The organism is Microbacterium sp. 1S1 (assembly GCF_008271365.1).
Lineage (GTDB): Bacteria > Actinomycetota > Actinomycetes > Actinomycetales > Microbacteriaceae > Microbacterium.
Genome location: NZ_CP043430.1, coordinates 2,164,540 through 2,190,327, shown reverse-complemented (window position 1 = coordinate 2,190,327; position 25,788 = coordinate 2,164,540). Strand labels below are relative to the sequence as shown.

The following is a 25,788-nucleotide window of genomic DNA, read 5'->3' as shown; positions in this document are numbered from 1 at the left end:
CTTCCACCGTACGATGTCCCGCCGCGTTTCGCCCGTTCACGGTTCGGGCCCGAGATGGCCGCGTGTGAGCCGCGCCGACGCCGAACCCTGTGGCCAAGCTGTGAGCACGCACATCTTCGAGGCGTACGGTCAGCAAATGAGTACACAACTGAAGAACGATTCCCCGCTCGGCCTGGGCTCCGTCCTGGTCGGTTCCCTGCCGACGACGCTGATGACGGACGACTCCCCTGCGCGCTACACGGTCGAGGCCGTGTTCACCCGCCAGGCAGACCGGGACGAAGTCGCTGCGATCCACGGTTCCACGACCCGCGACCACCTCACCGCATCCGGCTACCCGACGGTCGAGCTGCGTGTCTCGGACCGTCGCCTCGAGATCTCGAACACGAACCTGGAGGAACTGCGCGACGGCCTGGCGATCGTCATCGCCGAGCACCTCGCGGCCATCAGTCTCAGCCTCCGCGCCGAACGTGAGCTCGCCGCACTCCGCTTCAGTGAAGCCACCGGTGTGGAGCAGCAACGCGCCGCCGCCGTCGCCCAGCTGGCAGAATCGGTCAGCTTCGTCAGACCCGTCGCTCACCCCGGAGTGCCCGAGGCCCCCATCGCCAAGGATTAGCGTCGGTCCCGCCGGTCGGCGTCCTTCCGGTTGTTACGTCACATTTCTCGGTCGTTGTTGACACGAGCCGATATTCCGTACTCTCGCTGCAAGGGCACCGGCCCATCCGACCTTCCGACCGTTCCAGGGGGAACACATGTCCGCACCCGAGACCTGGCGTTTCGAGACCAAGCAGATCCACTCGGGCGCCGCCCCCGACCCCGTCACCAAGGCGCGAGCGACGCCGATCTACCAGACCACGTCCTACGTCTTCGACAGCGCGGACCACGCCGCCAACCTCTTTGCGCTGGCCGAGTTCGGCAACATCTACACCCGCATCCAGAACCCGACCCAGGATGTCCTGGAGCAGCGCCTGGCCGCGCTCGAAGGGGGCACCGGTGCCCTCGTCCTCTCCAGCGGCCAGGCCGCCTCGACCTTCGCCATCCTCAACATCGCTCAGGCCGGCGACCACTTCGTGGCGTCCAGCTCGATCTACGGCGGAACCTACAACCTCTTCAAGTACACCCTCGCCAAGCTCGGCATCGAGGTCACCTTCGTCGAGAACCAGGACGACCCGGAGGAGTGGCGCCGGGCCGTCCGCCCGAACACGAAGCTCTTCTTCGCGGAAACCATCGGCAACCCGCAGATCAACGTGCTCGACATCCGCACGGTCGCCGACATCGCCCACGAGAGTGGCGTCCCGCTGATCGTCGACAACACCATCGCGACCCCGTACCTCATCCGTCCGTTCGAGCACGGCGCCGACATCGTGGTCCACTCGATCACGAAGTTTCTCGGCGGCCACGGCACGACGATCGGCGGTGTCGTGATCGACGGCGGCTCGTTCGCGTGGTCGGAGAACGTCGAGAAGTTCCCCGGCCTCACCGAGCCGGACCCGTCCTACCACGGCGCCAGCTACACGGCCGCCGTGGGCGACCCGCTCGCCTACATCATCAAGGCACGCGTGCAGCTTCTGCGCGACCTCGGCTCGGCCATCGCCCCGCAGAGCGCGTGGAACCTCATCCAGGGTGTCGAGACGCTGTCGTTGCGCATCGAGCGCCACGTGCAGAACGCTCAGGAGATCGCCGAGTGGCTGGACAGCCGCGACGACGTCGCGGCGGTCAACTATTCCGGCCTGCCGTCCTCGCCCTGGTACGCCAAGGCGAACGAGTACGCCCCGAAGGGTGTCGGCGCGGTGCTGTCGTTCGAGCTCAAGGGCGGGGTCGAGGCCGGACGCGAGTTCGTCAACAGTCTCTCGCTGTTCAGCCACCTCGCCAACATCGGAGACGTGCGCTCGCTCGTCATCCACCCGGCTTCCACGACACACGCGCAGCTCACTCCGGAGCAGCAGCTCACCGCGGGTGTGACGCCCGGCCTCGTGCGCCTCTCCGTGGGTCTCGAGAACATCGAGGACCTCAAGGCCGATCTCGACCAGGCGCTCGCGGCCGCCCGGGCCGTCTCCGAGGCCGCGCGCGCCTGACGCGCACGGCTCTGCGAAGGCCTCGGACCGCGCGGTCCGAGGCCTTCGTCGTACGCGGTGTCGTAACCTGCGGGCCGGGACCGACCGGCCGGGCGAGAATGGAGACATGGACTGGCAGACGACCTCCGAGGACACGGTGCCGTCGGCACCCGTGACGGAGGCCGACGTCCGGCTGCTCCGCGCACGGCCACCGGCCACCGGCGCCTGGAGAGACGGCGACCCCGTCGGCGGCCGCCGGTTCGCCGCGTTCGGCGCCTTCGATACGGAGAGCGGCGCGCAGCTTCCCGGCATCCGCCTCGCGTACGAGACCTGGGGCGAACTGAACGCCGCGCGTGACAACGCGGTGCTCGTGCTGCACGCCCTGACCGGCGACAGCCATGTGCGCGGAGAGGCCGGTGCCGGCCACCCGACCGCCGGCTGGTGGGCGGACATCGTCGGCCCCGGCGCACCGCTCGACACCGACGAGTGGTTCGTCATCGCGCCGAACATGCTCGGCGGCTGCCAAGGGTCGACGGGCCCGGCGAGCATCGCCCCGGATGGCTACGAGTGGGCGTCGCGCTTCCCGTACCTCACGATCCGCGATCAGGTGGCGGCACAGGTGCGGTTGGCCGATGCCCTGGGCATCGACTCCTGGGCGGCGGTGATCGGCGGTTCGATGGGCGGCATGCACGCCCTGGAGTGGGCCGTGTCCCAGCCTGAGCGGGTGCAGCGTCTCGCCGTGCTCTCCTCGCCCCCCGTCACGACCGCCGATCAGATCGCTCTCAACACCGTGCAGCTCGAGACCATCCGGATGGACCCGCGCTTCCAGGGTGGCGAGTACTACGACCTCGCGGACGGCGACGGCCCGCACCGCGGTCTGGCCCTCGCCCGCCGCATGGCGCTGCTGAACTACCGCAGCCCGATCGAACTCAACCAGCGTTTCCAGCGCTCCTGGCAGTCGGACGTCTCTCCTCTCGGCCACGGCGGACGCTTCGCCGTGGAGTCCTACCTGGACTTCCACGGCAACAAGTTCACGCGCCGCTTCGACGCGAACAGCTACATCACCCTCGTCGAGGCCATGAACTCGCACGACGTGGGTCGCGGCCGCGGCGGTGTCGAGGAGGCCCTGAAGGCCGTGACCGCCACGACCCTCGTTCTCGGCATCGACAGCGACCGGCTCTTCCCGGTCGACGGTCAGCAGCGGATCGCCAGGAGCATCGCGAACGTGCTCGGCGGAGAGGCCGAGGTACTCGCGAGCGACTTCGGCCATGACGGGTTCCTCATCGAGACCGAGGCCGTGGGCACGCACCTGCGACGCCTGCTCGACGCCTGATCCGCCTCAGGCCGGGTCGAACCGCCACGGCAGCCTGCGAGCGTGCAGGGTCCCCTGTGCCCAGCCGAAGGCGCGTCCGCCGTCGCTCACGCGCGTCTGGAACAGCTCGACCGCTCCGGTGGAAGCCAGCACGGCGTCGACGTCGGCGAGGGCCGAGAGTCGATGCAGCGTGACCCAGGTCGGCGGGAAGAGCTGCCACTCCCCCGCCGCGTGACGTGCGAGAGCCCCGGCCGGGGACACCCAGGTGAGTTCCATGACCTCGTCCGGGGAGGGCGACGGCTCGGCGTCGGGGGCGAGAGCGAGGAAGAACCAGGTCCGGATCCGGACAGGCGCCTCCGCGGGCGGCCGCCATTCGGAGAGCGGCACGAGTTCGTCGACCACGAGCCCGACCTCCTCCGCGGTCTCCCTGGCGGCGGCACGTCGAGCGTCCTCGACCTCGGTCGCTCCGACGCGGCGGTCCTCCGGCTCGACCTTTCCGCCGGGGAACACCCAGGCGTCCGCGAACGAGCCGCGCGACGGACGGCGCAGCAGGAGAACGTGGAATCCGTCCGCGGAGGGGCGCAGCAGCACGACGGTGCCGGCCTGCGGCAGGTCTTCGTCGACGGTGGTCACCCCGTCACTCTACGACGCGAGGACCGGCGACGGCGCAGCCCGACGCGCCTCCGCGCGGTACGACACCAGGGCGATGAGGAGCCCGGCGACGGCCAGTGCGGCCCCCGTCCACGCGGGTGCCGTGAAGCCCCAGCCGACCGCGATGACGATGCCGCCGAGGAAGGCCCCGAGGCTGTTGCCGATGTTCAGGGCGGAGTGGTTCAGGGCCGCGGCGATCGACTGGTTGTCGCCGGCCACGTCCATCAACCGGGTCTGGATCGTCGGGCTGAGCACGGACGAGACGAATCCGACGAGCACGACCACGAGGCTCAGGCTCACGATCCAGAACGAGAGGACCGCGAGGAGCGCGAACACGACGGCCATCGTCGCGAGCCCCAGGAGCAGCGTCCGACGGAGGTCGATGTCGGCGAGATGACCACCGACGAGGTTCCCCCCGGTCATGCCGAGACCCATGAGGACGAGCACGATGGGCACCACCCAGTCCGGCGATCCGGCCACCTCCGTCACGAGCGGGGCAATGTAGCTGTAGACGGCGAAGAACCCGCCGAAGCCGATCGCCCCGACGCCGAGCGTGAACCAGACCTGACCGATGCGGAACACCCTGAGCTCGGCCCGCATCGTGCGTCCGGGGTTCCCGGGGTGCGCGGGCACGAACAAGGCGATGGAGACGGTGGCGAGGGCGAAGACGAGCGCGACGACCGCGAAGGCCGCGCGCCAGCCCCACTCCTGGCCAAGGAAGGTGCCCAGCGGCACGCCGACCACGTTGGCCACCGTGAGCCCGGTGAGGATGAACGCCACGCCTTTCGCCCGGTTGCCCGGCCCCATCACGTCGGCGGCGACGAGCGCGCCGATCCCGAAGTACGCCCCGTGTGGGAGTCCGGCGAGGAACCGTGACACGCCGACGAGCTCGAACGTCGGCAGCACGACGGTGAGCGCGTTGAAGACCGTCAGCGCCAGAGCGAGCACGAGCATCACCCGATGCCGCGGGTAGCGGGCGACGAACCCGGCGATGGTTGGGGCACCGCTGACCACGCCGAGTGCGTACAGGGAGATCAGCCAGCCGGCCTGGCTCAACGCCTCCTCCTGGCTCGACGCCCAGACGGACGGCAGCAGGTCGGCGGCGATGTTCGGCAGCAGGCCCATGACGACGAACTCGGTCATGCCGATGCCGAAACTGCCGATGGCGAGGGAGAGGAGCGCCCACTTCGCCGCACCCCTCGAAGGTGTCGAGGGATTCACCGGTTCAGCTTACCGGTCGTCGGACTCCTCGATCGCCGCCTCCAGGCGCTCGATCTTGGCGTCGAGCTCGCCCGCATAGCCGGGGCGGATGTCCGCCTTGAGGACGAGCGACACCCGGGAGCCGTACGGCATGACCGCCTCGGTCGCGCGCTTGACCACGTCCATGACGGTGTCCCAGTCGGGTCCCTCGATCTCGGTGAACATGCTCGTCGTGCGGTGCGGAAGCCCCGACGCGCGGACGACGCGCACGGCAGCGGCCACGGCGTCGTGCACGGACGCATCGGGGCGCTCGGCGCCGTCGGCGGGCGTGCCACTGGGGGCGACGGAGAAGGCGATCAGCATGGGTTCACTCCTGGGTTCGAGGGCGGCGGACGACGGGGACCCGCGCGAGCGCGAGGGCGCTCACGACGGCGAGGACGACGAGCAGGGCGTTGCGCATCGTGAGCAGCACGATCGGGGCGGCTTCGGCCCGCAGCAGCCCGTCGTAGCTCAGCGGATACACGAGACACGTGAGCAGGCATAGCGCGAGCACGAGGGCCGCGGCCGGTCGCGCACGACGGCGGTCGAGCACGAGCCACAGGACCACGGGTGCCAGCAGCCAGGTCTGGAACTGCGGCGAGCCGACCTTGTTCAGGGCGATGAGCGCGGTGACCAGGAGCAGGGCCAGCGGCGGGAAGAGCCGCACGAACGACGCGCCGCGCGCGGCCTTCACGCCGCCGACCACGGTGACGACGGCGACGGCGAGCACCAGGAGCGGGGTGAGGACCGCCCCGACGACCTCAGCGCCCGACGCGACGATCTGGAAGGTGAGGATGTCGTAGCTGTACTCGATGCGGGCGGCCCCTGTCACGGCTATCCAGAGGAACGGCGTCGCGGCGACCGCCTCGATCTGGAGCCCCCGGCCGGTCTGCGCGGTGAGGAAGCCGAGGATCTCGGTGTCGGCGCCGAGCAGCAGAAGCACCACCACCACACCGGCGGTGACGCCCGCGGCGGCCAGGAGCATCCGCAGCCGTGCCCTCCCGGCCACGACCGCCGCGAGGAAGAGCGCACCGGGCCAGATCTTGATCCAGGCGCCGATGGTCAGCAGCGCCGCGGCGAGGGTCGGACGGGTCACCAGCCACAGCCCCGCGACGACGGCGATCGGCACGGTGACGGCATCGATGCGGTACAGCGCGATGGGTCCGAGGAGCAGCAGCGCTGCGCACCAGAACCAGGCGGCGGTGCGACGCGCCCGCACGCGTCCGCGCCCGACCAGGACGGCGAATGCGACGGCGTCGAGCACCGTGACCAGCAGCGCCCAGCCGATGAGGTAGGCGCCCGAGACGCCGAGCAGCGGGAGGAACGGGGCAGCGAGCACGGCTGCGAGCATCATCGGCAGGAGCGCGAGCTGCGGATACACCCAGGATTCCGTGACGCCCACGACCTCCCCGCCGCTCCACGCGGCCGTCGCCCAGGGCTCGTAGACCAGCACGACGTCCCCCATGGGCTGGCTCGGATACACCCAGCCCAGGGCCGCGGTGAGGACGTGGAGGAGGAGGAAGGCGATCCACAGCGCGAGCACGCTCCTCCGGGCCGTGGTCCTCACGACAGAAGGTCCGCGACCGCGCGCGGCAGCGCCTCCGCGACGTCCAGCGCGACGATCGGATGACCGATCGCGCCCGCGGTCGCCGCGGCGGCGAGGCGGGCGGCGTGCCCGTGCAGCCAGACGGCCGCCGCAGCGGACTCCACGAGCGGGCTGTCCGGATTCGCCGCGATCACGGCAGCGACGACGCCGGCGAGAACGTCGCCCGTCCCGGCCGTCGCGAGCCACCCGGTCCCCGCCTCGACGGCGATGAGTGTGCCGTCGGGTGCGGCGAGAATGGTCCGCGCGCCCTTGCGCAGCACCACGCCGTCGATCGCGGCGGACACCTCGCGGATGTCCGCGAGGTCGTCCGAAGCCTCGTCGATGCCGACACGTTCGCGCAGCCGCGCGAACTCTCGGCCGTGCGGCGTGGCGACGAACGGGGCGTGGGCGTTCGGCGCCAGATCGAGGGCTCCGGCGTCGATGACCACGGGGACGTCGCCGTCGACGATCTCCCGCAGCGCCTGCGCCTCCGCCTCGCTCCGGTCGTCCGGGTCGGTTCCGGAGCCGATCACCCAGGCGCCGATCCGCGTACGTCCGGCGTCCGGCCCGCCGACGGTCTCGGGACGCCGGGCCAGCACCGCTGCCACCGCCGCCGACGCTCCCGCGTAGCGCACGAACCCGGCACCGGCCCGCCACGCGGCCTCGACGCCCAGCACCGCGGCGCCGGGATAGGCGGCCGATCCGGTGCGCACGCCCACGACGCCCCGCGAGTACTTGTCGTCCTCGGCGGTCGGAGCGCGGAAGAACCGCGCCGCGTCGCTGCGGGACCACTCGCGCACGTCGCTCATGACTCCACGTTAGCCCGACGGCCCTGTCCCGTCCGCGCCGGCGGTACCGTCGAACGGTGAGTCTTCTCTTCTCCCCGCTGACCATCCGCTCCGCCACGTTCCGCAACCGCCTCTGGGTGTCCCCCATGTGCATGTACAGCGCCGTCGACGGCGTTGCTCAGGAGTGGCATCACACCCACCTCGCGCAGTTCGCCTCGGGTGGTGCCGGGCTCATCGTCGCCGAGGCCACCGCCGTCGTGCCGGAGGGGCGCATCTCCCCTCGCGACCTCGGGCTGTGGGACGACGCACAGCGCGAGGCTCTGACCCCGGTCGTCCGGGCGATCCACGACCGCGGGGCGGCCGCGGGCATCCAGCTCGCGCACGCGGGGCGGAAGGCCTCGACCTGGTGGCCCTGGGCCGACCAACGAGGCTCGGTCCCCGCCGACGCGGGCGGATGGACGACCACCGCGCCGTCCGCGGTCGCCTACGAGGGGTTCGCCGCCCCGGTCGCGCTGGACGCGGCGGGTATCGACCGCGTGGTCGACGGGTTCGCCGCTGCGACCAGGCGGGCGCTCGAGGCCGGCTTCGACGTCATCGAGATCCACGGTGCCCACGGCTACCTGCTGCACCAGTTCCTGTCGCCGCTGTCGAACCTCCGGGAGGACGAGTACGGCGGGTCGCTGGAGAACCGCGCTCGGCTGCTGCTGCGCGTCGTGGATGCGGTGCGCGAGGCGGCCGGCGACGACGTGCCGGTGTTCGTCCGCATCTCCGCGACCGACCATGCCGACGGCGGGTTCACGCCCGAGGAGGCGGCCGAGGTCAGCACGTGGGCGACCGCGCACGGCGCCGACCTCATCGACGTCTCCAGCGGCGGCCTCGTCGCTCACCAGCGCATCAGCGTCTCCCCCGGCTATCAGGTCCCCCTCGCCGACACCGTCCGCCAGGGTGGGCGCATCCCGGTGTCGGCCGTGGGCCTGATCACGGCCGCCGCCCAGGCCGAGCAGGTTCTCATCGACGGCGCAGCCGACGCGATCTTCGCCGGACGGGAGTGGCTGCGCGACCCGCACTTCGCGCTCCGGGCCGCACACGAGCTGGGCGACCAGGTCGCCTGGCCGCCGCAGTACGAGCGAGCGCACTGGCGCTGACGTCCACGACGAAGGCCGCCGGCTCCCGGGGAGCCGGCGGCCTTCGTGTGCGTGAATGCGGCGGTCAGTGCCCGCGGACGCGACGGGTCGCGTCCTGCACCTCGCCCACGAGCTCCTCGAGGATGTCCTCCAAGAACAGCACGGCCGTGGTCTCCCCCTGCGCATCGCGGACCTTGGCGAGGTGGCGACCGGCACGCCGCATGACGGCGAGGGCGTCCTCCAGATCGGTGTCCTCCTGCACGGGCACCATGTGGTGGATGCGCTTGCCGGGGATCGGCTCGAGCACCTTGGCCTCGGCATCCGGGCCCTCCGAGGCTCGCAGAATGTCCTTGAGGTGGACGTAGCCGATCGGGACGTCCTCGTCGTCGACGATCACGTAGCGCGAGAAGCCGTAGCGGGCCACCGCTTTCTCGATGTCGTCCGGCGTGGTGGTCTGCGGCAGCGTGACGAGGTCGCTCAGCGGCACCGCCACGTCGCGCGCCTTCTTGTCGGTGAACTCGACGGCGGCCGTCACCGTGCCCGCGGCGTCCATGAGCACGCCCTCACGGCGCGACTGGTCGACGATCGTCGCCACCTCGTCGAGCGTGAAGGTCGACGCCGCCTCGTTCTTCGGCTCCACCCTGAACAGCCGCAGCACGCCGTTCGCGGCCGCGTTCAGCAGCCAGATCACGGGCATGAACACCTTCGACACCCACACCAGCGGCGTCGCCAGCAGCAGCACGGCCCGGTCGGGGATCGAGAACGCGAGGTTCTTCGGCACCATCTCGCCGAACACGACGTGCAGGAACGACACGATGAGCAGCGCGATCGTGAACGACACGACGTCCACCGCCCCGTCCGACCAGCCCAGCGCGTGCAGCGGCACCGCGAGCAGATGGTGGATGGCGGGCTCGGAGACGTTCAGGATGAGCAGCGAGCAGATCGTGATGCCGAGCTGCGAGGTCGCGAGCATGAGCGTCGCGTGCTCCATGGCGTACAACGCCGTCTTGGCCGGGCGCGAGCCGCGCTCCGCTTTCGGCTCGATCTGGGAGCGCCGCGCGGAGATGACCGCGAACTCGGCACCGACGAAGAAGGCGTTCGCCGCCAGCAGGACGACCAGCCAGGCGAGGCCTCCCCAATCGCTCACAGGGACACCCCCTCGATGACGACGGCATCCGGTCTCGGGACGTAGCGCACCCGATCCACCCGGCGGCCGTCCATACGGACCACCTGCAGCGTGCCGCTCTCCAGCGGCACCTCGTCGCCGACGACGGGCACCCGCTCGAGAACGCTCATGACGTAGCCGCCGACCGTGTCGTACACGTCGCCCTCCGGGACCTCGACGCCTGCGCGACTGCGCAGCTCGTCCGGACGCAGTTCGCCCGGGAACGTCACCCCGTCACGGTTGCGGATGATGCCGGCGCGCGTGCGGTCGTGCTCGTCGGACACCTCGCCGACGAGTTCTTCGACGAGGTCCTCCAGGGTCACGATGCCCGCGGTGCCGCCGTACTCGTCGACGACGACCGCGAGCTGGTAACCGCGTCCGCGGAGGTCGGAGATCAGCGCGTCGACATGAGCGGTCTCGGGCACGCGGAGCGGATCGGTGGCGAGGGCGCCAACGGGCACCTCGGCCCTGCGCTCCCTGGGCACCGAGATGGCGGCCTTGAGATGGACGACACCGGTGATGTCGTCGAGGTCCTCGTCGAACACCGGGAACCGGCTGTGACCCGTGCGTCGGGCGAGCTGGATCACGTCGTCCACCGAATCGCCGGCGGCGATCGCGTGCATGCTGGGGCGGGCCGTCATAACGTCGGCCGCCGTGAGCCGGGAGAAGGTGAGGGTGCGGTCCAGCAGCGTCGCCGTGTCGGCTTCGAGCACTCCGGCGCTGGCCGACCGCCGCACGAGGGAGGAGAGCTCCTCCGCACTGCGCGCGCCGGAGAGCTCCTCCTTCGGCTCGATGCCCATGCTGCGCAGCACGCCGTTCGCGCTGCCGTTGAGCACCACCACGGCGGGCTTGAACACCGTCGTGAAGGCGATCTGGAACGGCACCACCAGCTTCGCCGTAGCGAGCGGCAGTGCGAGGGCGAAGTTCTTCGGGACGAGCTCACCGAGGATCATCGACAAGACCGTGGCCACGAACATCGCCACGACCGTCGCGATGGGGGCGACGGCGGCCTCCGGGATGCTCCACGCGACGAGAGTGGGACCGAGGAGGTTCGACAGCGCCGGCTCCATCGTGTATCCGGTCAGCAACGTGGTCAGCGTGATGCCGAGCTGTGCGGAGGAGAGGTGCGTCGACGTGTGCCGGAGGGCACTGATCGTCAGGGAGAGACGGGACTCGCCCCGCGCCTGACGCGCTTCCAGATCCGCGCGGTCGAGGTTCACCAGGGCGAACTCGCTCGCCACGAAGAGGCCGGTGCCGACCGTGAGCAGAAGCCCCACGCCCAACATGATGTAGTCCATCAGATCTTCCTCTCCGCGGAGAGAACGGGACGGTGGGGCGATGTTCGGCAACTGGGAGGGTCGTCCATAGTGCGCTCGATTCTACAGAAGCGGACTGAGGACGCGGCGGGCGATCACCAACTGACCGGCAGGGCCTTGCCCTCCTCGTAGCCCGCTGCCGACTGCAGACCGACGAGCGCCCGCTCGTGAAACTCCGGCACCGACGAGGCACCCGCGTACGTGAACGACGACCGCACGCCAGAGGTGATCATGTCGAGCAGATCTTCGACGCCGGGGCGCAGCGGGTCGAGGTAGATCTTCGACGAGGAGATGCCTTCGGCGAACAGCTCCTTGCGCGCCCGCTCGTAGGCGTCGAGGCGACCGAACCGTGCCTGCACGGCCTTGGTCGACGCCATCCCCCACGACTCCTTGAACAGCCGCCCGTCCGCATCGCGCTGCAGTTCCCCCGGGGCCTCGATCGTTCCGGCGAACCAGGAGCCGACCATGACCGAGGCCGCGCCCGCGGCGAGCGCGAGGGCGACGTCCCGTGGGTAGCGCACCCCGCCGTCGGCCCAGACGTGCGCTCCGGCCTCGGCCGCGGCCTGCGCCGTCTCCAGCACCGCGGAGAACTGCGGCCGACCGACCGCCGTCATCATGCGGGTGGTGCACATCGCGCCCGGGCCGACGCCGACTTTGAGGATCGAGGCGCCCGCGTCGACGAGATCGCGGACGCCGTCCGCGGTGACGATGTTCCCGGCGACGATGGGAAGCCCGAGACCGAGGGCGGCGACCTCCTGCAACGCACGCAGCATGCCCTCCTGGTGACCGTGCGCGGTGTCGACGACGAGCACGTCCACCCCGGCCGCCGCGAGCGCCTTCGCCTTGGCCCCGACGTCGCCGTTGATGCCGACCGCGGCGGCGACCGCGAGGCGCCCGTCGGCATCCACAGCGGGCCGGTACAGCGTCGCGCGCAGGGCGCTGCGCGCGCTCAGCGTGCCCACGAGGTGACCGTGGTGGACGACCGTGACCATCTCGACGTCCGCCTCGGTGATGACGTCGAACGCGTGACGTTCGGAGCCGATGTCGTCGGCGTCGATGGACGGCGTACCCCGGTGGACGAGGTCGCCGAGCTGCGCGTCGGGCAGCGCGGTCGCGAGCCGGGTCGCCGGGAGGATGCCCACGATGCGGTCCACGTCGACCGGGGTCGCGCCGCGGGCGACGACGATGCCGTGCCCGGCGGCCGCGGGGAGCAGACGCAGCGCATCCGCCACGGTCGCCTCGGGAGGCAGCACGATCGGCGTGTCCCAGAGCACCGGCTGGCCCTTGACGTCGCGGATCGCGGCGTCGAGCTCCTGGAGAGGGAGGTCCTGCGGCAGCACTCCCAGCGCCCCGCGCCGGGCGAGCACGGCCGCGATGCGCGGTCCGGTGACCGAGTTCATGTTGGCGGCGACGAGTGGAAGCGTCGCCGGCGTGCCGTCGTGCGGGGTGAGATCCACCTGCAGTCGACTGGTCACGGCCGAGCGGCGCGGGACCAGGAAGACGTCCGAGTAGGTCAGATCGACGGTCGGCTGCGCACCTGAGAACTCCATGCCTCCACGGTACCCAGATCGGCGCGGCGCGGGTCGCCCTCTTCGACGTCTCCCCGGTCGAAACAGGTTAGGCTTGGTGGTCGAGAGTGTGCGGGCCCGAGCGCATCCTGCGTCGTGCGTCCGCATCGGAGATCTTCAGCGATGAAAGAGGGCGATAGAGCGTGTCGAACCAGGTGACCGGCGTCGGTGGCGACGGGGGGTTCGGAGCCAATTCCTGGCTCGTCGAAGAGCTCTACGAGCAGTTCAAGGAGAACCGCGACTCGGTCGACAAGGAGTGGTGGCCCATCCTGGAGAAGTACCACTCCGAGACCACCGCCGCAGGAGCCGGTGCCGCACCGGCAGCGACGGCGCCAGCGCATCCCGTGACGGCCCCGATCCCCGTGATCGGCGCACAGCCCGTCGCCCGGACGACCGCGAAGCCCGCCGCGGCAGCGCCCATCCCCGCCCAGGCTCCGAAGCCGAAGCAGGAGTCCACGGAGACGCAGCCGGCCTCCGAGGAGGACAAGGTCACTCCCCTGCGCGGCCTGCCGAAGACCCTCGCGGCCAACATGGACGAGTCGCTCACCGTGCCCACCGCGACCAGCGTCCGCACGGTCCCGGCCAAGCTGATGATCGACAACCGCATCGTCATCAACAACCACATGGCTCGCACCCGGGGCGGCAAGGTCAGCTTCACCCACCTCATCGGCTGGGCGCTCATCCGCACCCTCGACGAGTTCCGCAGCCAGAACGTCTTCTACGCCGAGGTCGACGGCAAGCCGTCCGTCGTCGCTCCCGCGCACGTCAACCTCGGCATCGCGATCGACCTGCCGAAGCCCGACGGCACCCGCGCCCTCATGGTCCCGAGCATCAAGCGTGCCGACACCATGACGTTCACCGAGTACCTCGCCGCCTACGAGGACCTCGTGACCCGGGCCCGCGCGAACAAGCTCACGGCGACCGACTTCCAGGGCACGACCGTCTCGCTGACGAACCCCGGCGGCATCGGCACCGTCCACTCGGTCCCGCGTCTCATGAAGGGCCAGGGCTGCATCATCGGCGCCGGTGCCCTCGAGTACCCGGCCGAGTTCCAGGGCGCGAGCGAGAAGACGCTGAACGAGCTCGCCATCGGCAAGACCATCACGCTCACCAGCACCTACGACCACCGTGTCATCCAGGGGGCCGGCTCCGGCGAGTTCCTGAAGAAGGTGCACGAGCTGCTGATCGGGCAGCGCGGCTTCTACGACGACATCTTCGCGGCGCTGCGCATCCCCTACGCGCCCATCCGTTGGAACCCCGACATCGCGGTCGACCTCGCCGAGCGCGTGGACAAGCAGTCGCGCGTGCAGGAGCTCATCAACTCCTTCCGCGTCCGCGGTCACCTCATGGCCGACATCGATCCGCTCGAGTACCGCCAGCGCTCGCACCCCGACCTCGAGATCGAGAGCCACGGCCTCACCTTCTGGGACCTCGACCGCGAGTTCGTGACCGGTGGCTTCGGCGGCCGACGCGTCGCGAAGCTCCGCGACATCCTCGGCGTCCTGCGCGACTCCTACTGCCGCACGCTCGGCATCGAGTACATGCACATCCAGGATCCGGAGCAGCGCCGCTGGTTCCAGGAGAAGGTCGAGGTCAAGTACCAGAAGCCCGGCCACGACGAGCAGCTGCGCGTGCTGCGCAAGCTCAACGAGGCCGAGGCGTTCGAGACCTTCCTGCAGACGAAGTTCGTCGGCCAGAAGCGGTTCTCCCTCGAGGGCGGAGAGTCGCTCATCCCGCTGCTCGACGAGATCCTCCAGGGTGCGGCGACGGCAGGGCTGGAGGGCGCCGCCATCGGCATGGCGCACCGCGGCCGCCTGAACGTGCTCACGAACATCGCCGGCAAGACGTACGGCCAGGTGTTCCGCGAGTTCGAGGGCACGCAGATGCCGGGCAACCAGCGCGGCTCCGGCGACGTCAAGTATCACCTCGGCACTGAGGGCACGTTCGTCGCCGACGACGGCTCCTCGCTGCCGGTCTACCTCGCCGCGAACCCCTCGCACCTGGAGACGGTGGACGGCGTGCTCGAGGGCATCGTCCGCGCGAAGCAGGACCGCAAGCCCATCGGCACGTTCGCATGGCTGCCCATCCTCGTCCACGGCGACGCGGCCTTCGCGGGTCAGGGCGTCGTCGTCGAGACCCTCCAGATGTCGCAGCTCCGCGGCTACCGCACCGGCGGCACGATCCACGTCGTCGTGAACAACCAGGTCGGCTTCACCACGACCCCGAGCGACGCCCGCACGTCGGTCTACGCCACGGACGTCGCCAAGACGATCCAGGCGCCCGTCTTCCACGTGAACGGCGACGACCCGGAAGCCGTGATCCACGTCGCCCAGCTCGCCTTCGAGTACCGCGAGCGCTTCCACCGCGACGTCGTCATCGACCTCGTCTGCTACCGCCGACGCGGCCACAACGAGGGCGACGACCCCTCGATGACGCAGCCGCTGATGACCGACCTCATCCAGGCGAAGCGCTCCGTCCGCCGCCTGTACACGGAGTCTCTCGTCGGTCGCGGTGACATCACCGAGGAGGAGTACAACGAGGCCAAGGCCGACTTCCAGAACCGACTGGAGATCGCCTTCGCCGAGACGCACGCCGCCGAGACCGGGGCGACGCCGATCGCCCCGGAGGTCCCGCAGGTCGAGGACCAGGTGGGTGCTCCCGAGGTCACCGGTGTCCCCGCCGAGGTCATCCGCCTCATCGGCGACGCGTTCGTGAACAAGCCCGAGGGCTTCACGGTGCACCCGAAGATCCAGCAGCTGCTGGAGAAGCGCCTCGACATGAGCCGCAACGGGAACATCGACTGGGGCTTCGGCGAGTTGCTGGCCTTCGGGTCGCTGCTGGTCGAGGGCACGCCGGTGCGCCTCGCCGGTCAGGACTCGCGCCGCGGCACGTTCGTGCAGCGCCACGCCGCCCTCCATGACCGGGCGAACGGTCAGGAGTGGCTGCCGCTGTCGAACCTGTCCGACGCACAGGGCCGCTTCTTCGTCTACGACTCCCTCCTCAGCGAGTACGCCGCGCTCGGCTTCGAGTACGGCTACTCCGTGGAGGCCCCGGAGGCCCTGGTGCTGTGGGAGGCGCAGTTCGGCGACTTCGTCAACGGCGCCCAGTCGGTCATCGACGAGTACATCTCCGCCGCGGAGCAGAAGTGGGGTCAGCAGTCCAGCGTCACGCTCCTGCTCCCCCACGGGTACGAGGGCCAGGGACCTGACCACTCCTCCGCACGCATCGAACGGTTCCTGCAGCTCTGCGCGCAGGACAACATGATCGTGGCGCGCCCGTCGACTCCGGCCTCGCACTTCCACCTGCTGCGCCGTCAGGCCTACGCCCGCCCGCGCAAGCCGCTGATCGTGTTCACGCCGAAGGCGATGCTGCGTCTGCGCGGTGCGACGAGCCCGGTGGAGGCCTTCACCGGCGGCCGGTTCGAACCGGTGCTCGACGACGACCGCGGTCTCGACCGTTCCGCCGTCAAGCGCGTGCTCGTGCACAGCGGCAAGGTGCACTGGGACCTCCGCGCCGAGCTGGAGAAGAACCCGAACCCCGAGATCGCCCTGGTGCGTCTGGAGCAGCTGTACCCGACGCCGATCGACGAGCTGAAGAAGATCACCGACTCGTACCCGAACGCCGAGCTCGTCTGGGTCCAGGAGGAGCCGGAGAACCAGGGCGCCTGGCCGTTCCTGGCGCTGGCCTTCGCAGACGTCCCCGGTGACCGCACCTTCCGTCCGATCTCGCGGCCCGCGTCCGCGTCGCCGGCGACCGGGTCCTCGAAGGTCCACGCGACGGAGCAGGCCACCCTGATCCGCGCGGCGCTGACGCTCGGCTGATCGGCGCCTGACGACGAAGGGCGCCCCGGCTTTCGCCGGGGCGCCCTTTCCGTGGTGTGGATCAATACCAGATGTCGAGAGACGGCGCAGGGAAGGCCATGAACGCACGATCCATGGCCTCGACCGCGTCGGCCGCACCGGTGATCCGTCCCGCGCCGTGCAGCGCCGCCACGCGGACGCTGCCGGCATAGACGGACGACAGGGCGGAGATGTCCATCGCGAGGTCCGCCTCCGCCGTCGCGGCGCCCTCGACGCGCGCGCTGCCGTCGCCATCGACACGCAGCCGCCACGTGCCCGAGGCGAACCCGAGCGCATCCTCGACGCGGAGCACGGTGTCGAGCGGTGCGGCGTACGTCCGGGCCGTGAGCGCGGCCGGCACGTCCAGCACGCGCAGCCAGCCGTGGTCGTGCACCTCCTGGGTGACTCCACGAGGGTCGATGACGAGCCAGGGCAACGCATCGTCGAGCGGACGGAGGTCGGCGGTCACCTCGTCGACGAGGTCGTGCTGCAGCGCGAACCGCCACAGTGCGGCCGTCGCCTCCGCTGTCTCGCCCACGAGCAGCCGCACGTGCAGGGAGAATCGGAAGGTGCCGCCACGCTCGCTGAGGTGGAAGGCCATCACGCCGCGCACCGCACCGGATTCGTCGCGGTACCGGACACCGCGGACGCGATCCCGGTCCGCGTCGCTCGTCGCGAGTCCGCTCAGGCCCGCCCAGCGGGCCGTCCACCCGGGAACCTGGCCCGATCGCGCGGAGCGGGCGCGCTCGTGCGTCTCTCCCAGCTCCACGGCGAGCTCCTCGCGCTCCAGATACTCGACGCGGCCGCCGGGGACAGGGCCGGCCCAGCCCGCGCGGCGGACGTCGACGGTGAACCGCGCCACAGGGATGGCCGAACCGAACCCGTACCGCCCGTAGATCGTCGCCTCGGACACGGTGAGTCCGGCGACGGGAACGCCGGCGGCGGCCGCAGCGCGGAGTTCGCCCTCCAGCAGTGCGCGGGCGATGCCGCGGCGGCGATGCGTACCGGCCACGGTGACCCCGCTGATCGCCCACATCCCGATCTCTCCGCCCGGTATGGTCAACGGCGTGACCCACGAATCGATCGTCGCCACCGGCAGCCGGTCCGCCGGGGCGTCCGGTTCGTACACGCCGATGTTGCGGCGGCTCCGCACGGTGCCGACGCCCTCCTCGCGGATGGCCGCCGACGGCTCCGCGCCGAGGAAGCCCCGGGCCATGGCGCGCTGGAACGCGGTCACCCGCGCGGCGTCGGTCGTGTCCAGGACGCGATAGTCGAGGTCCTCCCTCGCGAGCCTGTCGACGGAGGTCTGGTCAGCGGAGATCCCGCGCGCATCGATGAGGGCCATGCAGACAGCCTACGGGCGGTCTCCGACGCGCCGCGCGCGCCGACGGCGCCTCAGTGCTGGGCGGCCTGGACCTCGCGCAGCCGGGCGAACACCTGGTCGCGGAGCTCCTCGGGGGCGGTCTCCTTGCAGGCACGCGCGATGACCTCGGTGAGGGTCGTCGCCACGAGGGCCTCGTCCCGGCACGCCGGGCAGTTCTCCAGGTGCTCGCGGATCTCGGCGTGCTCGGTTTTGCACACCTCGTTGCGGAGGTACTCCTCCAGATCCTGACGGGCCTTGTCGCAGCCGCAGTCGCTCATTTCTTGCTCCTCGGGTCAGCCGCGGCGATTCCCCGCTCCGCGGCGTAGTCGGCCAGCAGCTCCCGCAGCATTCGCCTGCCACGGTGCAGACGGCTCATCACGGTGCCGATGGGGGTCTTCATGATGTCGGCGATCTCCTGGTACGCGAAGCCCTCGACGTCGGCGAGGTACACCGCGAGACGGAAGTCCTCGGGAACAGCCTGCAACGCATCCTTCACCACGGATGCCGGCATGCGGTCGATGGCCTCGGCCTCGGCGGATCGGCTGTGCGAGGCCGTCGTCGACTCCGCGCCGCCGAGCTGCCAGTCCTCGAGCTCGTCGATGGTGCCCTGGAACGGCTCGCGCTGACGCTTGCGGTAGATGTTGATGTACGTGTTGGTCAGGATCCGGTACAGCCACGCCTTGAGATTCGTCCCCTGCGCGAACGTCGACCAGGAACCGTAGGCCTTGACGAAGGTCTCCTGGACGAGATCGGCCGCGTCGGCGGGATTGCGGGTCATGCGCATCGCGGCGGCGTAGAGCTGGTCCATGAAGGGAAGCGCCTGCTCCTCGAACTCGCGCCGAGGGTCGCCGACGGTGGCTGCGGTTGCGGTGTCGTCCATCACCGGCCAGTCTAGGCGGCCGAGGTCGATCACCTCGCGTTCCAGCGTCGCAGGCATCCTCTTCCCTTCGCACCGAGGCCGCCTCTCACGAGGACGGCGCTGCGTTTACTAAGGTGAGAACCGATGAGCGCCAAAAGGTATTCCCCCACCCGTGTGCAGGGCGCCTACTCCGCGCCCACGATCGACGGCCCGGTCCGCGCCGAGCTCACGATCCCCGGCTCCAAGTCCCTCACGAATCGTGAGCTGCTCATCGCGGCGATCGCTGACGGACCAGGTCGCCTGATCGCGCCGCTCCACTCCGACGACTCGCAGCGCATGGTGGAGGCTCTCCGCGCGCTCGGCGTCGGCGTCGAGGAGGTCGATGCCGGTCACGAGTTCGGGCCGGATCTCCTGGTCACTCCGGGCAGGCTCCACGGCGGGACGACCATCGACTGCGGCCAGGCCGGGACCGTCATGCGGTTCATCGCGCCGCTCGCCGGTCTCGCCGAGCACGACGTCCACCTCACCGCCCACGAGACGGCCTTGCATCGCCCGATGGGCGGCCTCATCAGTGCCCTGCGCGACCTGGGGGTGGACATCGACGACGAGGGGACCTGGGCGCTGCCGTTCACCATCCGCGGCCACGGCCACATCCGCGGCGGTCGCGTGGAGATCGACGCCTCGGCCTCCAGCCAGTTCGTGTCGGGACTGCTGCTCGCCGCTCCGCGTTTCGACGTCGGCCTGCACCTGGTGCACACCGGCGACCGTCTGCCGAGCCTGCCCCACATCGACATGACCATCGAGGCCCTGAGCCGCCGCGGCATCCGCATCGAGCGCCCCGCCGTCGGCGAGTGGCTGGTGGAGGCCGGCGTCCCCCGTGCCAAGGAGATCCCGATCGAGCCGGATCTCTCCAATGCCGCCCCGTTCCTCGCCGCGGCCCTCGTCACGGGCGGCTCGGTGGGCATCACCGGCTGGCCCGCGCATTCGACCCAGCCCGGGGCGCTCCTGCCCGAGATCCTCCAGGCGGCGGGTGCTCACGTGAGCCGCCACGGCGGGGTCCTCACCGTCCGGGCCGGCTCGGGCATCCGTGGGCTCGACCTCGATCTGTCGGCCGCGAGCGAACTGACGCCCACGCTCGTCGGGCTCGCCGCGTTCGCCGACGGGCCGACCACGATCCGCGGCATCGGTCATATCCGGCTGCACGAGACCGATCGCATCGCGGCACTGGTCGGGAACATCCGCGCCCTCGGCGGGACGGCGGAGGAGCTGCCCGACGGGATCCGCGTCGTGCCGGGGGTCCTGCGAGGCGGCACGTGGGCGGCGCACCATGACCACCGTATGGCCACAACCGGCGCCCTCATCGGTCTCCGTGTCCCCGACGTGGTGATCGACGACATCGGCACCACCGCCAAGACCCTCCCGGAGTTCACGCTGCTCTGGGAGCGAATGCTGCGAGGCTGACGGGTGAGCTGGCTGAACGATGACGACGACCTCGAAGGCGACTTCGAGGACTACGACGAGAGCAGCATCCGCACCCGCCCCAACCCCAAGGCCAATCGTCCTCGGACGAAACGGCGCCCCGCGCACGAGGACGCGCAGATCGGTCGCGTCCTCGGGGTGGATCGGGGCCGCTACTCCGTCCTCCTCGACGAGAACACCGCGGAGGAGCGCACGATCACCGCCGCCAGGGCACGCGAGCTGCGGCGCACGCCGATCGTCACCGGCGACCAGGCCCGGGTCGTCGGCGACACCTCCGGCGACGAGGGCACCCTGGGCCGCATCGTGGGGATCGTGGAGCGCACGTCCCTCCTCCGTCGCAGCGCCGATGACACCGACCAGGTCGAACGGGTCATCGTCGCCAACGCCGATCAGATGCTCGTGGTCGTCGCCGCCGCCGACCCCGAGCCCCGCGCCCGCCTCGTCGACCGCTACCTCGTCGCCGCGCTGGATGCGGGTATCCGGCCCCTCCTCGTCGTGACGAAGACCGACCTCGCCGACCCGGCGCCGTTCCTCGCCCACTTCGACGGTCTCGATCTGCGCGTGTTCACGAGCGCCAGGGACGAGATGCCCGTCGAACAGATCGGCGAGGCGCTCGTCGGCCATTCGACCGTCTTCGTCGGACACTCCGGCGTGGGCAAATCGACTCTCGTGAACGCGCTGGTACCCACGGCGGATCGTGCCACCGGCCACGTGAACCAGGTCACGGGTCGCGGACGCCACACCTCCTCCTCCACCGTGTCGCTGCGCTACGAGGGCAGCGACGGAACCGGGTGGGTCATCGACACCCCCGGCGTCCGCTCCTTCGGTCTGGGGCACGTCGACCCGGCGAACATCCTCGCCGCCTTCACCGAGCTCGCCGTCATCGCCGAGAACTGCCCGCGCGGGTGCACGCACCTTCCGGACGCCCCCGACTGCGCCCTCATCGAGGCGGCCGAGCGCGGCGAGCTGAGCGAGACCGGCCGCGCGCGTCTCGACTCGTTGCAGCGCCTGCTGCAGACCTTCGCGGACAAGGCGGAGCAGCCGCCAGGGCGATAGGCTGGGGCCGTGACCGAACGCCTGGAAACCGGAACCGCCGCCCCCGACTTCTCCCTCCTCGACCAGGACGGCAACACCGTCCGGCTGGCCGATCTGCACGGCACGAAGACGGTGCTCTACTTCTACCCCGCGGCCATGACCCCGGGCTGCACCACCGAGGCGTGCGACTTCCGCGACAGCATCTCGTCGCTCCAGGCCGCCGGCTATCAGGTCGTCGGCGTCTCCCGGGACGAGCCCGCCAAGCTCGCGGCCTTCCGCGACCGGGACGGCCTCACGTTCCCTCTGCTCAGCGATCCGGACCATGCGGTCCACGACGCGTACGGCGCCTGGGGCGAGAAGATGAACTACGGCAAGGTCGTCGAAGGCGTCATCCGCTCAACCTTCGTCCTCGACGAGAGCGGCATCATCACGAGCGCGCAGTACAACGTCAAGGCCACCGGCCACGTCGCGCGGTTGCGCAAGCAGCTCGGTATCGACGCCTGACGCGTCGGGGCGGATCACTCCGCCTCGCGACGCGTTCCCTCCCGTCGTGCGCTCGCGATGAGGAGCGCGAAGCCGATGACTCCGGGGAGTCCGACCCCGAACACGAAGGCCCACGGGATGGGCGGCAGCGTGAGGGCGCTCAGCGCCAGGACGACCGCGAGCACCTGGAACACCACGCCGCCCGAACGCGCCCACGAGCGTCCGGCGCGGGTGCCGAAAGCGAAGGCCGCCAGGGCCGCAGCACCGATCAGGGTCAGGACGATCAGGGCGATGGCGGTCGGCAGCGATGCCGCATCACCGGCACCGAGTCCTGCCATCTCGATCGCCGCGAAGACGAGGAGGGCGACCGCTTCGATCGCAAGGACCGCAGCGGCGGCGCGGGCGATTCCCGGAGCGCGCACGGAGTCCTCCCGAGGATCGATTGACGAGAAAACCCTTGATTTCAGGGTATTCATGTAACAGAATAGAGAAAGTCATGTGCTCCCACAGCGGCGTGGGGCGAACGTTCTCGTTCGCATCACAATCAGCGGGCATCCGCCCGTATCTCACCAGGGTAGCGGAACCCGAACCGTCGCCCGAATCGAGAGGTCGCGTCGCGACATCTCATGAAATCCACACCGAGGAGCCCCCATGGACTGGCGCGACAAGGCCGCCTGCCTGACCGTCGACCCCGAACTGTTCTTCCCCGTCGGAAACACCGGGCCGGCCGTCGATCAGATCGAGAAGGCGAAGACGGTCTGCGCGACGTGCACGGTCACCGAGATCTGCCTGCAGTACGCCCTCGAGACCAGCCAGGACTCCGGGGTCTGGGGTGGCCTCTCCGAGGACGAGCGCCGCGCGCTCAAGCGCCGCGCCGCCCGCGCCCGCCGCGCCTCCTGATCTTTCGAAGCGGCCTGAGACCTCGTCTCAGGCCGCTTCTGCGTGCACGGGCGTCAGCGCTCGAGCCACCGCAGTGGGATGTCGATGGTCACCTCTGTGCCCTCGCCCTCGCTCCCCCGCCAGTCGATCGTGCCGCCGAGCTCGCCCTGGATCAGCGTCCGGATGATCTGCGTGCCGAGGCCCTGACCCACCCGGCCCTCAGGGAGGCCGTGCCCGGTGTCGCGCACCGTGACGCGGAGGTTGTCCTCGGTGCGCTTCGCATCGATCGTGACGACGCCCTCCTGTCCCGCGAGCCCATGTTCGACCGCGTTCGTCACGACCTCCGTCAGCGCCAGGGCGAGGGGGGTGGCGTACTCGCTGGGGAGCACGCCGAAGCGTCCCGTCGACTGGGTGCGTGCGCGCGTGTTGGGCGCCGATGCCACCTCGGCGACCAGCTTCAGCACGCGATCGAACACCTCGTCGAAGTCGACCTTCTGGGTGAGTCCCTGGGCGAGGGTGTCGTGGACGACGGCGATCGCATCGACGCGGCGCATGGCTTGCGTCAGGGCATCCCGCGCCTCGTCGGAATGCGTGCGCCGCGCCTGGATCCGCAGCAGCGACGCCACCGTCTGCAGGTTGTTCTTGACCCGGTGGTGGATCTCACGGATCGTCGCATCCTTGGTGATGAGCTCCTGTTCCTGATGGCGCAGTTCCGAGACGTCGCGGCAGAGCACGATCGCTCCGATCCGCGTCCCGTGGTCCTTCAGCGGGATCGCCCGGAGGGAGACGGTCACGCCCCTCGCCTCGATGTCGGTCCGCCACGGCGCTCGTCCGGTCACCACGACCGGGAGCGATTCGTCCACCTGGCGAGACGGCGGCACGAGCCGGGTCGTCACCTCGGCCAGGGACTCGCCCTCCAGCTCGTCGTCGAAGCCCATCCGATTGAACGCGGAGAGGGCGTTCGGGCTCGCGAAGGTCGTGATGCCGTCCACGTCGATCCGGATCAGGCCGTCCGAGGCGCGGGGTGCGCCGCGGCGCGGCGAGGTGGGCGCGGCAGGGTCGGGGAAGCTGCCGTCCGCGATCATGCGGAAGAGATCATTGGCGCACTCGTCGAAGGTGATCTGCTGACGCGAGGGCGTGCGGACCTCGCCCAGATTCGTGTGCCGGGTCACCACGCCGATCACACGCGAGCTCTTGTCCGCGCCGCGGCGCTCGATCACGATCGGGACCGCGCGCACCCTGGTCGGCGTCTCCTCGAACCAGTCGGGCGACGAGGAGTCCACGATCTCCGCGGACTCGAAGGCACCCTGCACCTGCGTCCGCCACTGCGGACGCACGCGTTCTCCGACGATGTCCCGGTAGAACAGGGTCGCTGCTCCACTGGGCCGCGCGTGCGCGACGGCGATGAACGAACCGTCGTTCGTCTGGATCCAGAGCACGATGTCGGCGGAAGCGAGATCCGCGAGCAGCTGTCCATCACCGGCGAGCCGGTGCAGCCACTCCACGTCGTCGTCGGTCAGAAGACCCTGGGCCTGGGCGAGATCACTGAGGGTTGACACCCCTCCAGCCTAGGGTCACCCACCTCAGAGGATGGCGAGCGATGTCACGCGCCACCGACGGTCCAGGCCCTCCAGGCGGACGGCCACGGCGCGGGTCCGCCCGGGGCCCGCCACCACGACGACGGCCTCGACGATGCCGTCGCGCGGGTGCGTCACCCTGAGCGTGCGGATCGCGAAGCTCGGCCGGGCAGGGGCGACGCCGCGAGCGCTGCGTGCCCTCGCAGCGAGGCTGGCCCTGGCGATGAGGCTGCGGTAGGCCTCCTCACTGAACCACCGGGCGAGCTGGTCGACCTCCCGCACCCCTGCCAGTGCCTCGAGGACGCCGTGCGTGAGGCTTCGCAGCAGCGGCGCGGGATCGGGCAGCTGTGCGGCGGGGGTGGGCTGCGGGGCGAAGTACTCGGCCAGCATCATCTCGATCTCTCCTCAGGGCGTCGGCGGGCCGTCAGTAGAACATGCCGCGCGCGGGCCGTGCGGCGGGCCGGAGAAGGTATGTGGAGAACCCGTACGCGCCGGGATCTCCACGCCTCGTTGCCGCCGGCGAAGCGAGTGTGGATAACTCGGACGATGGCACGCTCGCGCCTACGCTCGGTCGGATGCAGTGGGAATCCCTGTTCGATGGCCTGGAAGGGCAGCTCGCGGCGGAGTGGGAGGCGGAACGCGCCGCCCGCGACGCCGAGTCCGAGCGGCTGCGGATCGCCCGGCTCGATCTCCGCGCGCGCCTGCGACAGCTCTGCACGACGCAGACTGAGGTAACGCTCGACCTCGCCCCTGGGCGGCGCCTGCCCGTGGGTCTGCGGTCACTGGGCGTGGATTGGCTCGCGGCCGTCTCGCGAGTGCCGGACGGCGCGCGCGTGCCCGATTCCGTGCTGCTGATCCCGCTGTCGTCGGTCGTCGGCCTCACCCTCGACCACGGATCCATGCTGGCGAGCCTCGACCCCGGCACCCCCGTCCACACGACCCTCCGCGAGCGGATGACCCTCGGCTTCGTGCTGCGCGACCTGGCGCGCCGACGTGTCCCGGTGCTGCTCAGCCTGCTGGTCGGGGACGACCTGCACGGAACCATCGATCGTGCCGCCGGCGATCACCTCGATCTCGCCGCGCACGACAGCGGGACCGCGCGGCGAGCCGACGCTGTGCGTGGGTTCCGGATGGTGCCGTACGCCGCGATCGCCGCCGTCCGCATCCGAGGCACTCACACGATCTGAGTCGTCGCCGGCCCCCAGAGCTCCGGAAAGCTCGCCGCCTGCGACTGCCGCCACAGCGCCATCCGCCGAGCCTCCTCCACCTGGGCCTCCAGATACTCTTCGATGCTCGGCTCCTCGATACGCCAGCGCGCGCGTGATCCGAGCGGTGCGCCCCGGAGTTGCCCGGCCTGGACGAGAGCGATCACCTCGTCGACGTCGACGCTCAACAACTCGGCGACCTGCGCGGGCGCGAGGAAGCGGGGGACGCTCGGGGGCGGGGGTGTCATCCCCTCATTCTGGGCGGGAACG

25 protein-coding genes are annotated in these 25,788 nt (G+C 70.5%); 10 read left to right on the top strand and 15 right to left on the bottom strand.

Annotated elements, in window-relative coordinates:
• The first annotated feature begins 136 nt into the window (after positions 1 to 136).
• The 3 genes from FY549_RS10555 (at position 137) to FY549_RS10545 (ending at position 3,384) form a co-directional block, all read left to right on the top strand.
• The gene (locus FY549_RS10555) at positions 137 to 613 is read left to right on the top strand and encodes a hypothetical protein (protein WP_149084972.1); all 477 of its coding nucleotides are present in this window, start codon (positions 137 to 139) and stop codon (positions 611 to 613) included.
• A 136-nt stretch (positions 614 to 749) separates the two neighbouring features.
• Positions 750 to 2,072, top strand: a complete 1,323-nt coding sequence (locus FY549_RS10550; RefSeq protein WP_071328312.1) for a bifunctional o-acetylhomoserine/o-acetylserine sulfhydrylase — start codon at positions 750 to 752, stop codon at positions 2,070 to 2,072.
• Positions 2,073 to 2,178: 106 nt separating this feature from the next.
• Positions 2,179 to 3,384 carry a homoserine O-acetyltransferase MetX gene (locus FY549_RS10545; RefSeq protein ID WP_149084971.1) on the top strand — a complete coding sequence of 402 codons (1,206 nt, stop codon included), beginning with the start codon at positions 2,179 to 2,181 and terminating at the stop codon, positions 3,382 to 3,384.
• A gap of 6 nt (positions 3,385 to 3,390) precedes the next feature.
• On the opposite strand, the gene FY549_RS10540 is transcribed toward FY549_RS10545, so the two are convergent.
• From FY549_RS10540 to FY549_RS10520, 5 genes are read right to left on the bottom strand one after another with little or no spacing between them, the layout of a single operon-like run.
• On the bottom strand, positions 3,391 to 3,996 hold the full coding sequence (locus tag FY549_RS10540; protein ID WP_149084970.1) for an NUDIX domain-containing protein: 606 nt from the start codon (positions 3,994 to 3,996) through the stop codon (positions 3,391 to 3,393).
• A gap of 9 nt (positions 3,997 to 4,005) precedes the next feature.
• Positions 4,006 to 5,235: an MFS transporter gene (locus FY549_RS10535; protein WP_149084969.1), complete on the bottom strand. Its 1,230-nt coding sequence runs from the start codon at positions 5,233 to 5,235 to the stop codon at positions 4,006 to 4,008.
• A gap of 9 nt (positions 5,236 to 5,244) precedes the next feature.
• A complete protein-coding gene (locus FY549_RS10530) occupies positions 5,245 to 5,577 on the bottom strand; it encodes an MTH1187 family thiamine-binding protein (protein WP_149084968.1) in 333 nt (110 codons plus the stop codon).
• 4 nt (positions 5,578 to 5,581) lie between these two features.
• Entirely contained in the window at positions 5,582 to 6,796 is a 1,215-nt protein-coding gene (locus FY549_RS10525) for a hypothetical protein (protein ID WP_149084967.1), read from the bottom strand.
• Positions 6,797 to 6,816: 20 nt separating this feature from the next.
• The gene (locus FY549_RS10520) at positions 6,817 to 7,647 is read right to left on the bottom strand and encodes an NAD(P)H-hydrate dehydratase (protein WP_149084966.1); all 831 of its coding nucleotides are present in this window, start codon (positions 7,645 to 7,647) and stop codon (positions 6,817 to 6,819) included.
• A gap of 56 nt (positions 7,648 to 7,703) precedes the next feature.
• Here FY549_RS10520 and FY549_RS10515 point away from each other — a divergent pair, with 56 nt between their 5' ends.
• Positions 7,704 to 8,771 (top strand): NADH:flavin oxidoreductase/NADH oxidase, encoded by a 1,068-nt coding sequence (locus tag FY549_RS10515; protein WP_149084965.1) that lies wholly within the window; start codon positions 7,704 to 7,706, stop codon positions 8,769 to 8,771.
• Positions 8,772 to 8,835: 64 nt separating this feature from the next.
• On the opposite strand, the gene FY549_RS10510 is transcribed toward FY549_RS10515, so the two are convergent.
• The 3 genes from FY549_RS10510 to FY549_RS10500 form a co-directional block, all read right to left on the bottom strand.
• Positions 8,836 to 9,897, bottom strand: a complete 1,062-nt coding sequence (locus FY549_RS10510; RefSeq protein ID WP_149084964.1) for a hemolysin family protein — start codon at positions 9,895 to 9,897, stop codon at positions 8,836 to 8,838.
• On the bottom strand, positions 9,894 to 11,213 hold the full coding sequence (locus tag FY549_RS10505; RefSeq protein WP_149084963.1) for a hemolysin family protein: 1,320 nt from the start codon (positions 11,211 to 11,213) through the stop codon (positions 9,894 to 9,896). The genes FY549_RS10510 and FY549_RS10505 overlap by 4 nt, the downstream gene beginning before the upstream one ends.
• 113 nt (positions 11,214 to 11,326) lie before the next feature.
• Positions 11,327 to 12,781: a GuaB1 family IMP dehydrogenase-related protein gene (locus tag FY549_RS10500; RefSeq protein ID WP_149084962.1), complete on the bottom strand. Its 1,455-nt coding sequence runs from the start codon at positions 12,779 to 12,781 to the stop codon at positions 11,327 to 11,329.
• Positions 12,782 to 12,942: 161 nt separating this feature from the next.
• Here FY549_RS10500 and FY549_RS10495 point away from each other — a divergent pair, with 161 nt between their 5' ends.
• Complete coding sequence (locus FY549_RS10495) at positions 12,943 to 16,620, top strand: multifunctional oxoglutarate decarboxylase/oxoglutarate dehydrogenase thiamine pyrophosphate-binding subunit/dihydrolipoyllysine-residue succinyltransferase subunit (RefSeq protein WP_149084961.1); 3,678 nt, start codon at positions 12,943 to 12,945, stop codon at positions 16,618 to 16,620.
• A gap of 61 nt (positions 16,621 to 16,681) precedes the next feature.
• On the opposite strand, the gene FY549_RS10490 is transcribed toward FY549_RS10495, so the two are convergent.
• The 3 genes from FY549_RS10490 to FY549_RS10480 are packed head-to-tail and all read right to left on the bottom strand — an operon-like array spanning position 16,682 to position 18,938.
• Entirely contained in the window at positions 16,682 to 17,983 is a 1,302-nt protein-coding gene (locus FY549_RS10490; RefSeq protein ID WP_149084960.1) for a GNAT family N-acetyltransferase, read from the bottom strand.
• 50 nt (positions 17,984 to 18,033) lie between these two features.
• Entirely contained in the window at positions 18,034 to 18,279 is a 246-nt protein-coding gene (locus tag FY549_RS10485) for a zf-HC2 domain-containing protein (RefSeq protein ID WP_025103064.1), read from the bottom strand.
• Positions 18,276 to 18,938, bottom strand: a complete 663-nt coding sequence (locus FY549_RS10480) for a sigma-70 family RNA polymerase sigma factor (RefSeq protein WP_149084959.1) — start codon at positions 18,936 to 18,938, stop codon at positions 18,276 to 18,278. The genes FY549_RS10485 and FY549_RS10480 overlap by 4 nt, the downstream gene beginning before the upstream one ends.
• A gap of 66 nt (positions 18,939 to 19,004) precedes the next feature.
• On the opposite strand from FY549_RS10480, the gene aroA reads away from it, so the two are divergent.
• The 3 genes from aroA to bcp are packed head-to-tail and all read left to right on the top strand — an operon-like array spanning position 19,005 to position 21,878.
• Positions 19,005 to 20,321, top strand: a complete 1,317-nt coding sequence (gene aroA, locus FY549_RS10475; RefSeq protein WP_149084958.1) for a 3-phosphoshikimate 1-carboxyvinyltransferase — start codon at positions 19,005 to 19,007, stop codon at positions 20,319 to 20,321.
• 3 nt (positions 20,322 to 20,324) lie between these two features.
• A complete protein-coding gene (rsgA, locus tag FY549_RS10470) occupies positions 20,325 to 21,395 on the top strand; it encodes a ribosome small subunit-dependent GTPase A (RefSeq protein WP_149084957.1) in 1,071 nt (356 codons plus the stop codon).
• Positions 21,396 to 21,404: 9 nt separating this feature from the next.
• A complete protein-coding gene (bcp, locus tag FY549_RS10465; RefSeq protein ID WP_149084956.1) occupies positions 21,405 to 21,878 on the top strand; it encodes a thioredoxin-dependent thiol peroxidase in 474 nt (157 codons plus the stop codon).
• Positions 21,879 to 21,892: 14 nt separating this feature from the next.
• Here the strand turns inward: bcp and FY549_RS10460 are convergent, their stop codons facing one another.
• The gene (locus tag FY549_RS10460) at positions 21,893 to 22,279 is read right to left on the bottom strand and encodes a hypothetical protein (protein WP_149084955.1); all 387 of its coding nucleotides are present in this window, start codon (positions 22,277 to 22,279) and stop codon (positions 21,893 to 21,895) included.
• Positions 22,280 to 22,508: 229 nt separating this feature from the next.
• Here FY549_RS10460 and FY549_RS10455 point away from each other — a divergent pair, with 229 nt between their 5' ends.
• The gene (locus FY549_RS10455) at positions 22,509 to 22,757 is read left to right on the top strand and encodes a WhiB family transcriptional regulator (protein ID WP_017203224.1); all 249 of its coding nucleotides are present in this window, start codon (positions 22,509 to 22,511) and stop codon (positions 22,755 to 22,757) included.
• Positions 22,758 to 22,810: 53 nt separating this feature from the next.
• Here the strand turns inward: FY549_RS10455 and FY549_RS10450 are convergent, their stop codons facing one another.
• Complete coding sequence (locus tag FY549_RS10450) at positions 22,811 to 24,295, bottom strand: sensor histidine kinase (RefSeq protein WP_149084954.1); 1,485 nt, start codon at positions 24,293 to 24,295, stop codon at positions 22,811 to 22,813.
• A gap of 24 nt (positions 24,296 to 24,319) precedes the next feature.
• Positions 24,320 to 24,706 (bottom strand): Rv3235 family protein, encoded by a 387-nt coding sequence (locus FY549_RS10445; RefSeq protein WP_149084953.1) that lies wholly within the window; start codon positions 24,704 to 24,706, stop codon positions 24,320 to 24,322.
• A gap of 182 nt (positions 24,707 to 24,888) precedes the next feature.
• Here FY549_RS10445 and FY549_RS10440 point away from each other — a divergent pair, with 182 nt between their 5' ends.
• Positions 24,889 to 25,500 carry a hypothetical protein gene (locus tag FY549_RS10440; protein ID WP_149084952.1) on the top strand — a complete coding sequence of 204 codons (612 nt, stop codon included), beginning with the start codon at positions 24,889 to 24,891 and terminating at the stop codon, positions 25,498 to 25,500.
• On the opposite strand, the gene FY549_RS10435 is transcribed toward FY549_RS10440, so the two are convergent.
• On the bottom strand, positions 25,488 to 25,766 hold the full coding sequence (locus tag FY549_RS10435) for a helix-turn-helix domain-containing protein (protein ID WP_149084951.1): 279 nt from the start codon (positions 25,764 to 25,766) through the stop codon (positions 25,488 to 25,490). The two genes, FY549_RS10440 and FY549_RS10435, sit on opposite strands and share 13 nt — an antisense overlap.
• Positions 25,767 to 25,788 lie beyond the last annotated feature (22 nt).

Excerpts from the sequence above, each read along its gene's own strand:
- FY549_RS10490 (WP_149084960.1), bottom strand. The coding sequence starts at position 17,983 with ATGGCCCTCATCGATGCGCGCGGGATCTCCGCTGACCAGACCTCCGTC.
- FY549_RS10505 (WP_149084963.1), bottom strand. The coding sequence starts at position 11,213 with ATGGACTACATCATGTTGGGCGTGGGGCTTCTGCTCACGGTCGGCACC.
- FY549_RS10455 (WP_017203224.1), top strand. The coding sequence starts at position 22,509 with ATGGACTGGCGCGACAAGGCCGCCTGCCTGACCGTCGACCCCGAACTG.
- FY549_RS10435 (WP_149084951.1), bottom strand. The coding sequence starts at position 25,766 with ATGACACCCCCGCCCCCGAGCGTCCCCCGCTTCCTCGCGCCCGCGCAG.
- FY549_RS10485 (WP_025103064.1), bottom strand. The coding sequence starts at position 18,279 with ATGAGCGACTGCGGCTGCGACAAGGCCCGTCAGGATCTGGAGGAGTAC.
- FY549_RS10545 (WP_149084971.1), top strand. The coding sequence starts at position 2,179 with ATGGACTGGCAGACGACCTCCGAGGACACGGTGCCGTCGGCACCCGTG.
- FY549_RS10440 (WP_149084952.1), top strand. The coding sequence starts at position 24,889 with ATGCAGTGGGAATCCCTGTTCGATGGCCTGGAAGGGCAGCTCGCGGCG.
- FY549_RS10550 (WP_071328312.1), top strand. The coding sequence starts at position 750 with ATGTCCGCACCCGAGACCTGGCGTTTCGAGACCAAGCAGATCCACTCG.
- FY549_RS10445 (WP_149084953.1), bottom strand. The coding sequence starts at position 24,706 with ATGATGCTGGCCGAGTACTTCGCCCCGCAGCCCACCCCCGCCGCACAG.
- FY549_RS10555 (WP_149084972.1), top strand. The coding sequence starts at position 137 with ATGAGTACACAACTGAAGAACGATTCCCCGCTCGGCCTGGGCTCCGTC.
- FY549_RS10480 (WP_149084959.1), bottom strand. The coding sequence starts at position 18,938 with ATGCCTGCGACGCTGGAACGCGAGGTGATCGACCTCGGCCGCCTAGAC.
- FY549_RS10500 (WP_149084962.1), bottom strand. The coding sequence starts at position 12,781 with ATGGAGTTCTCAGGTGCGCAGCCGACCGTCGATCTGACCTACTCGGAC.
- FY549_RS10530 (WP_149084968.1), bottom strand. The coding sequence starts at position 5,577 with ATGCTGATCGCCTTCTCCGTCGCCCCCAGTGGCACGCCCGCCGACGGC.
- FY549_RS10520 (WP_149084966.1), bottom strand. The coding sequence starts at position 7,647 with ATGAGCGACGTGCGCGAGTGGTCCCGCAGCGACGCGGCGCGGTTCTTC.
- aroA (WP_149084958.1), top strand. The coding sequence starts at position 19,005 with ATGAGCGCCAAAAGGTATTCCCCCACCCGTGTGCAGGGCGCCTACTCC.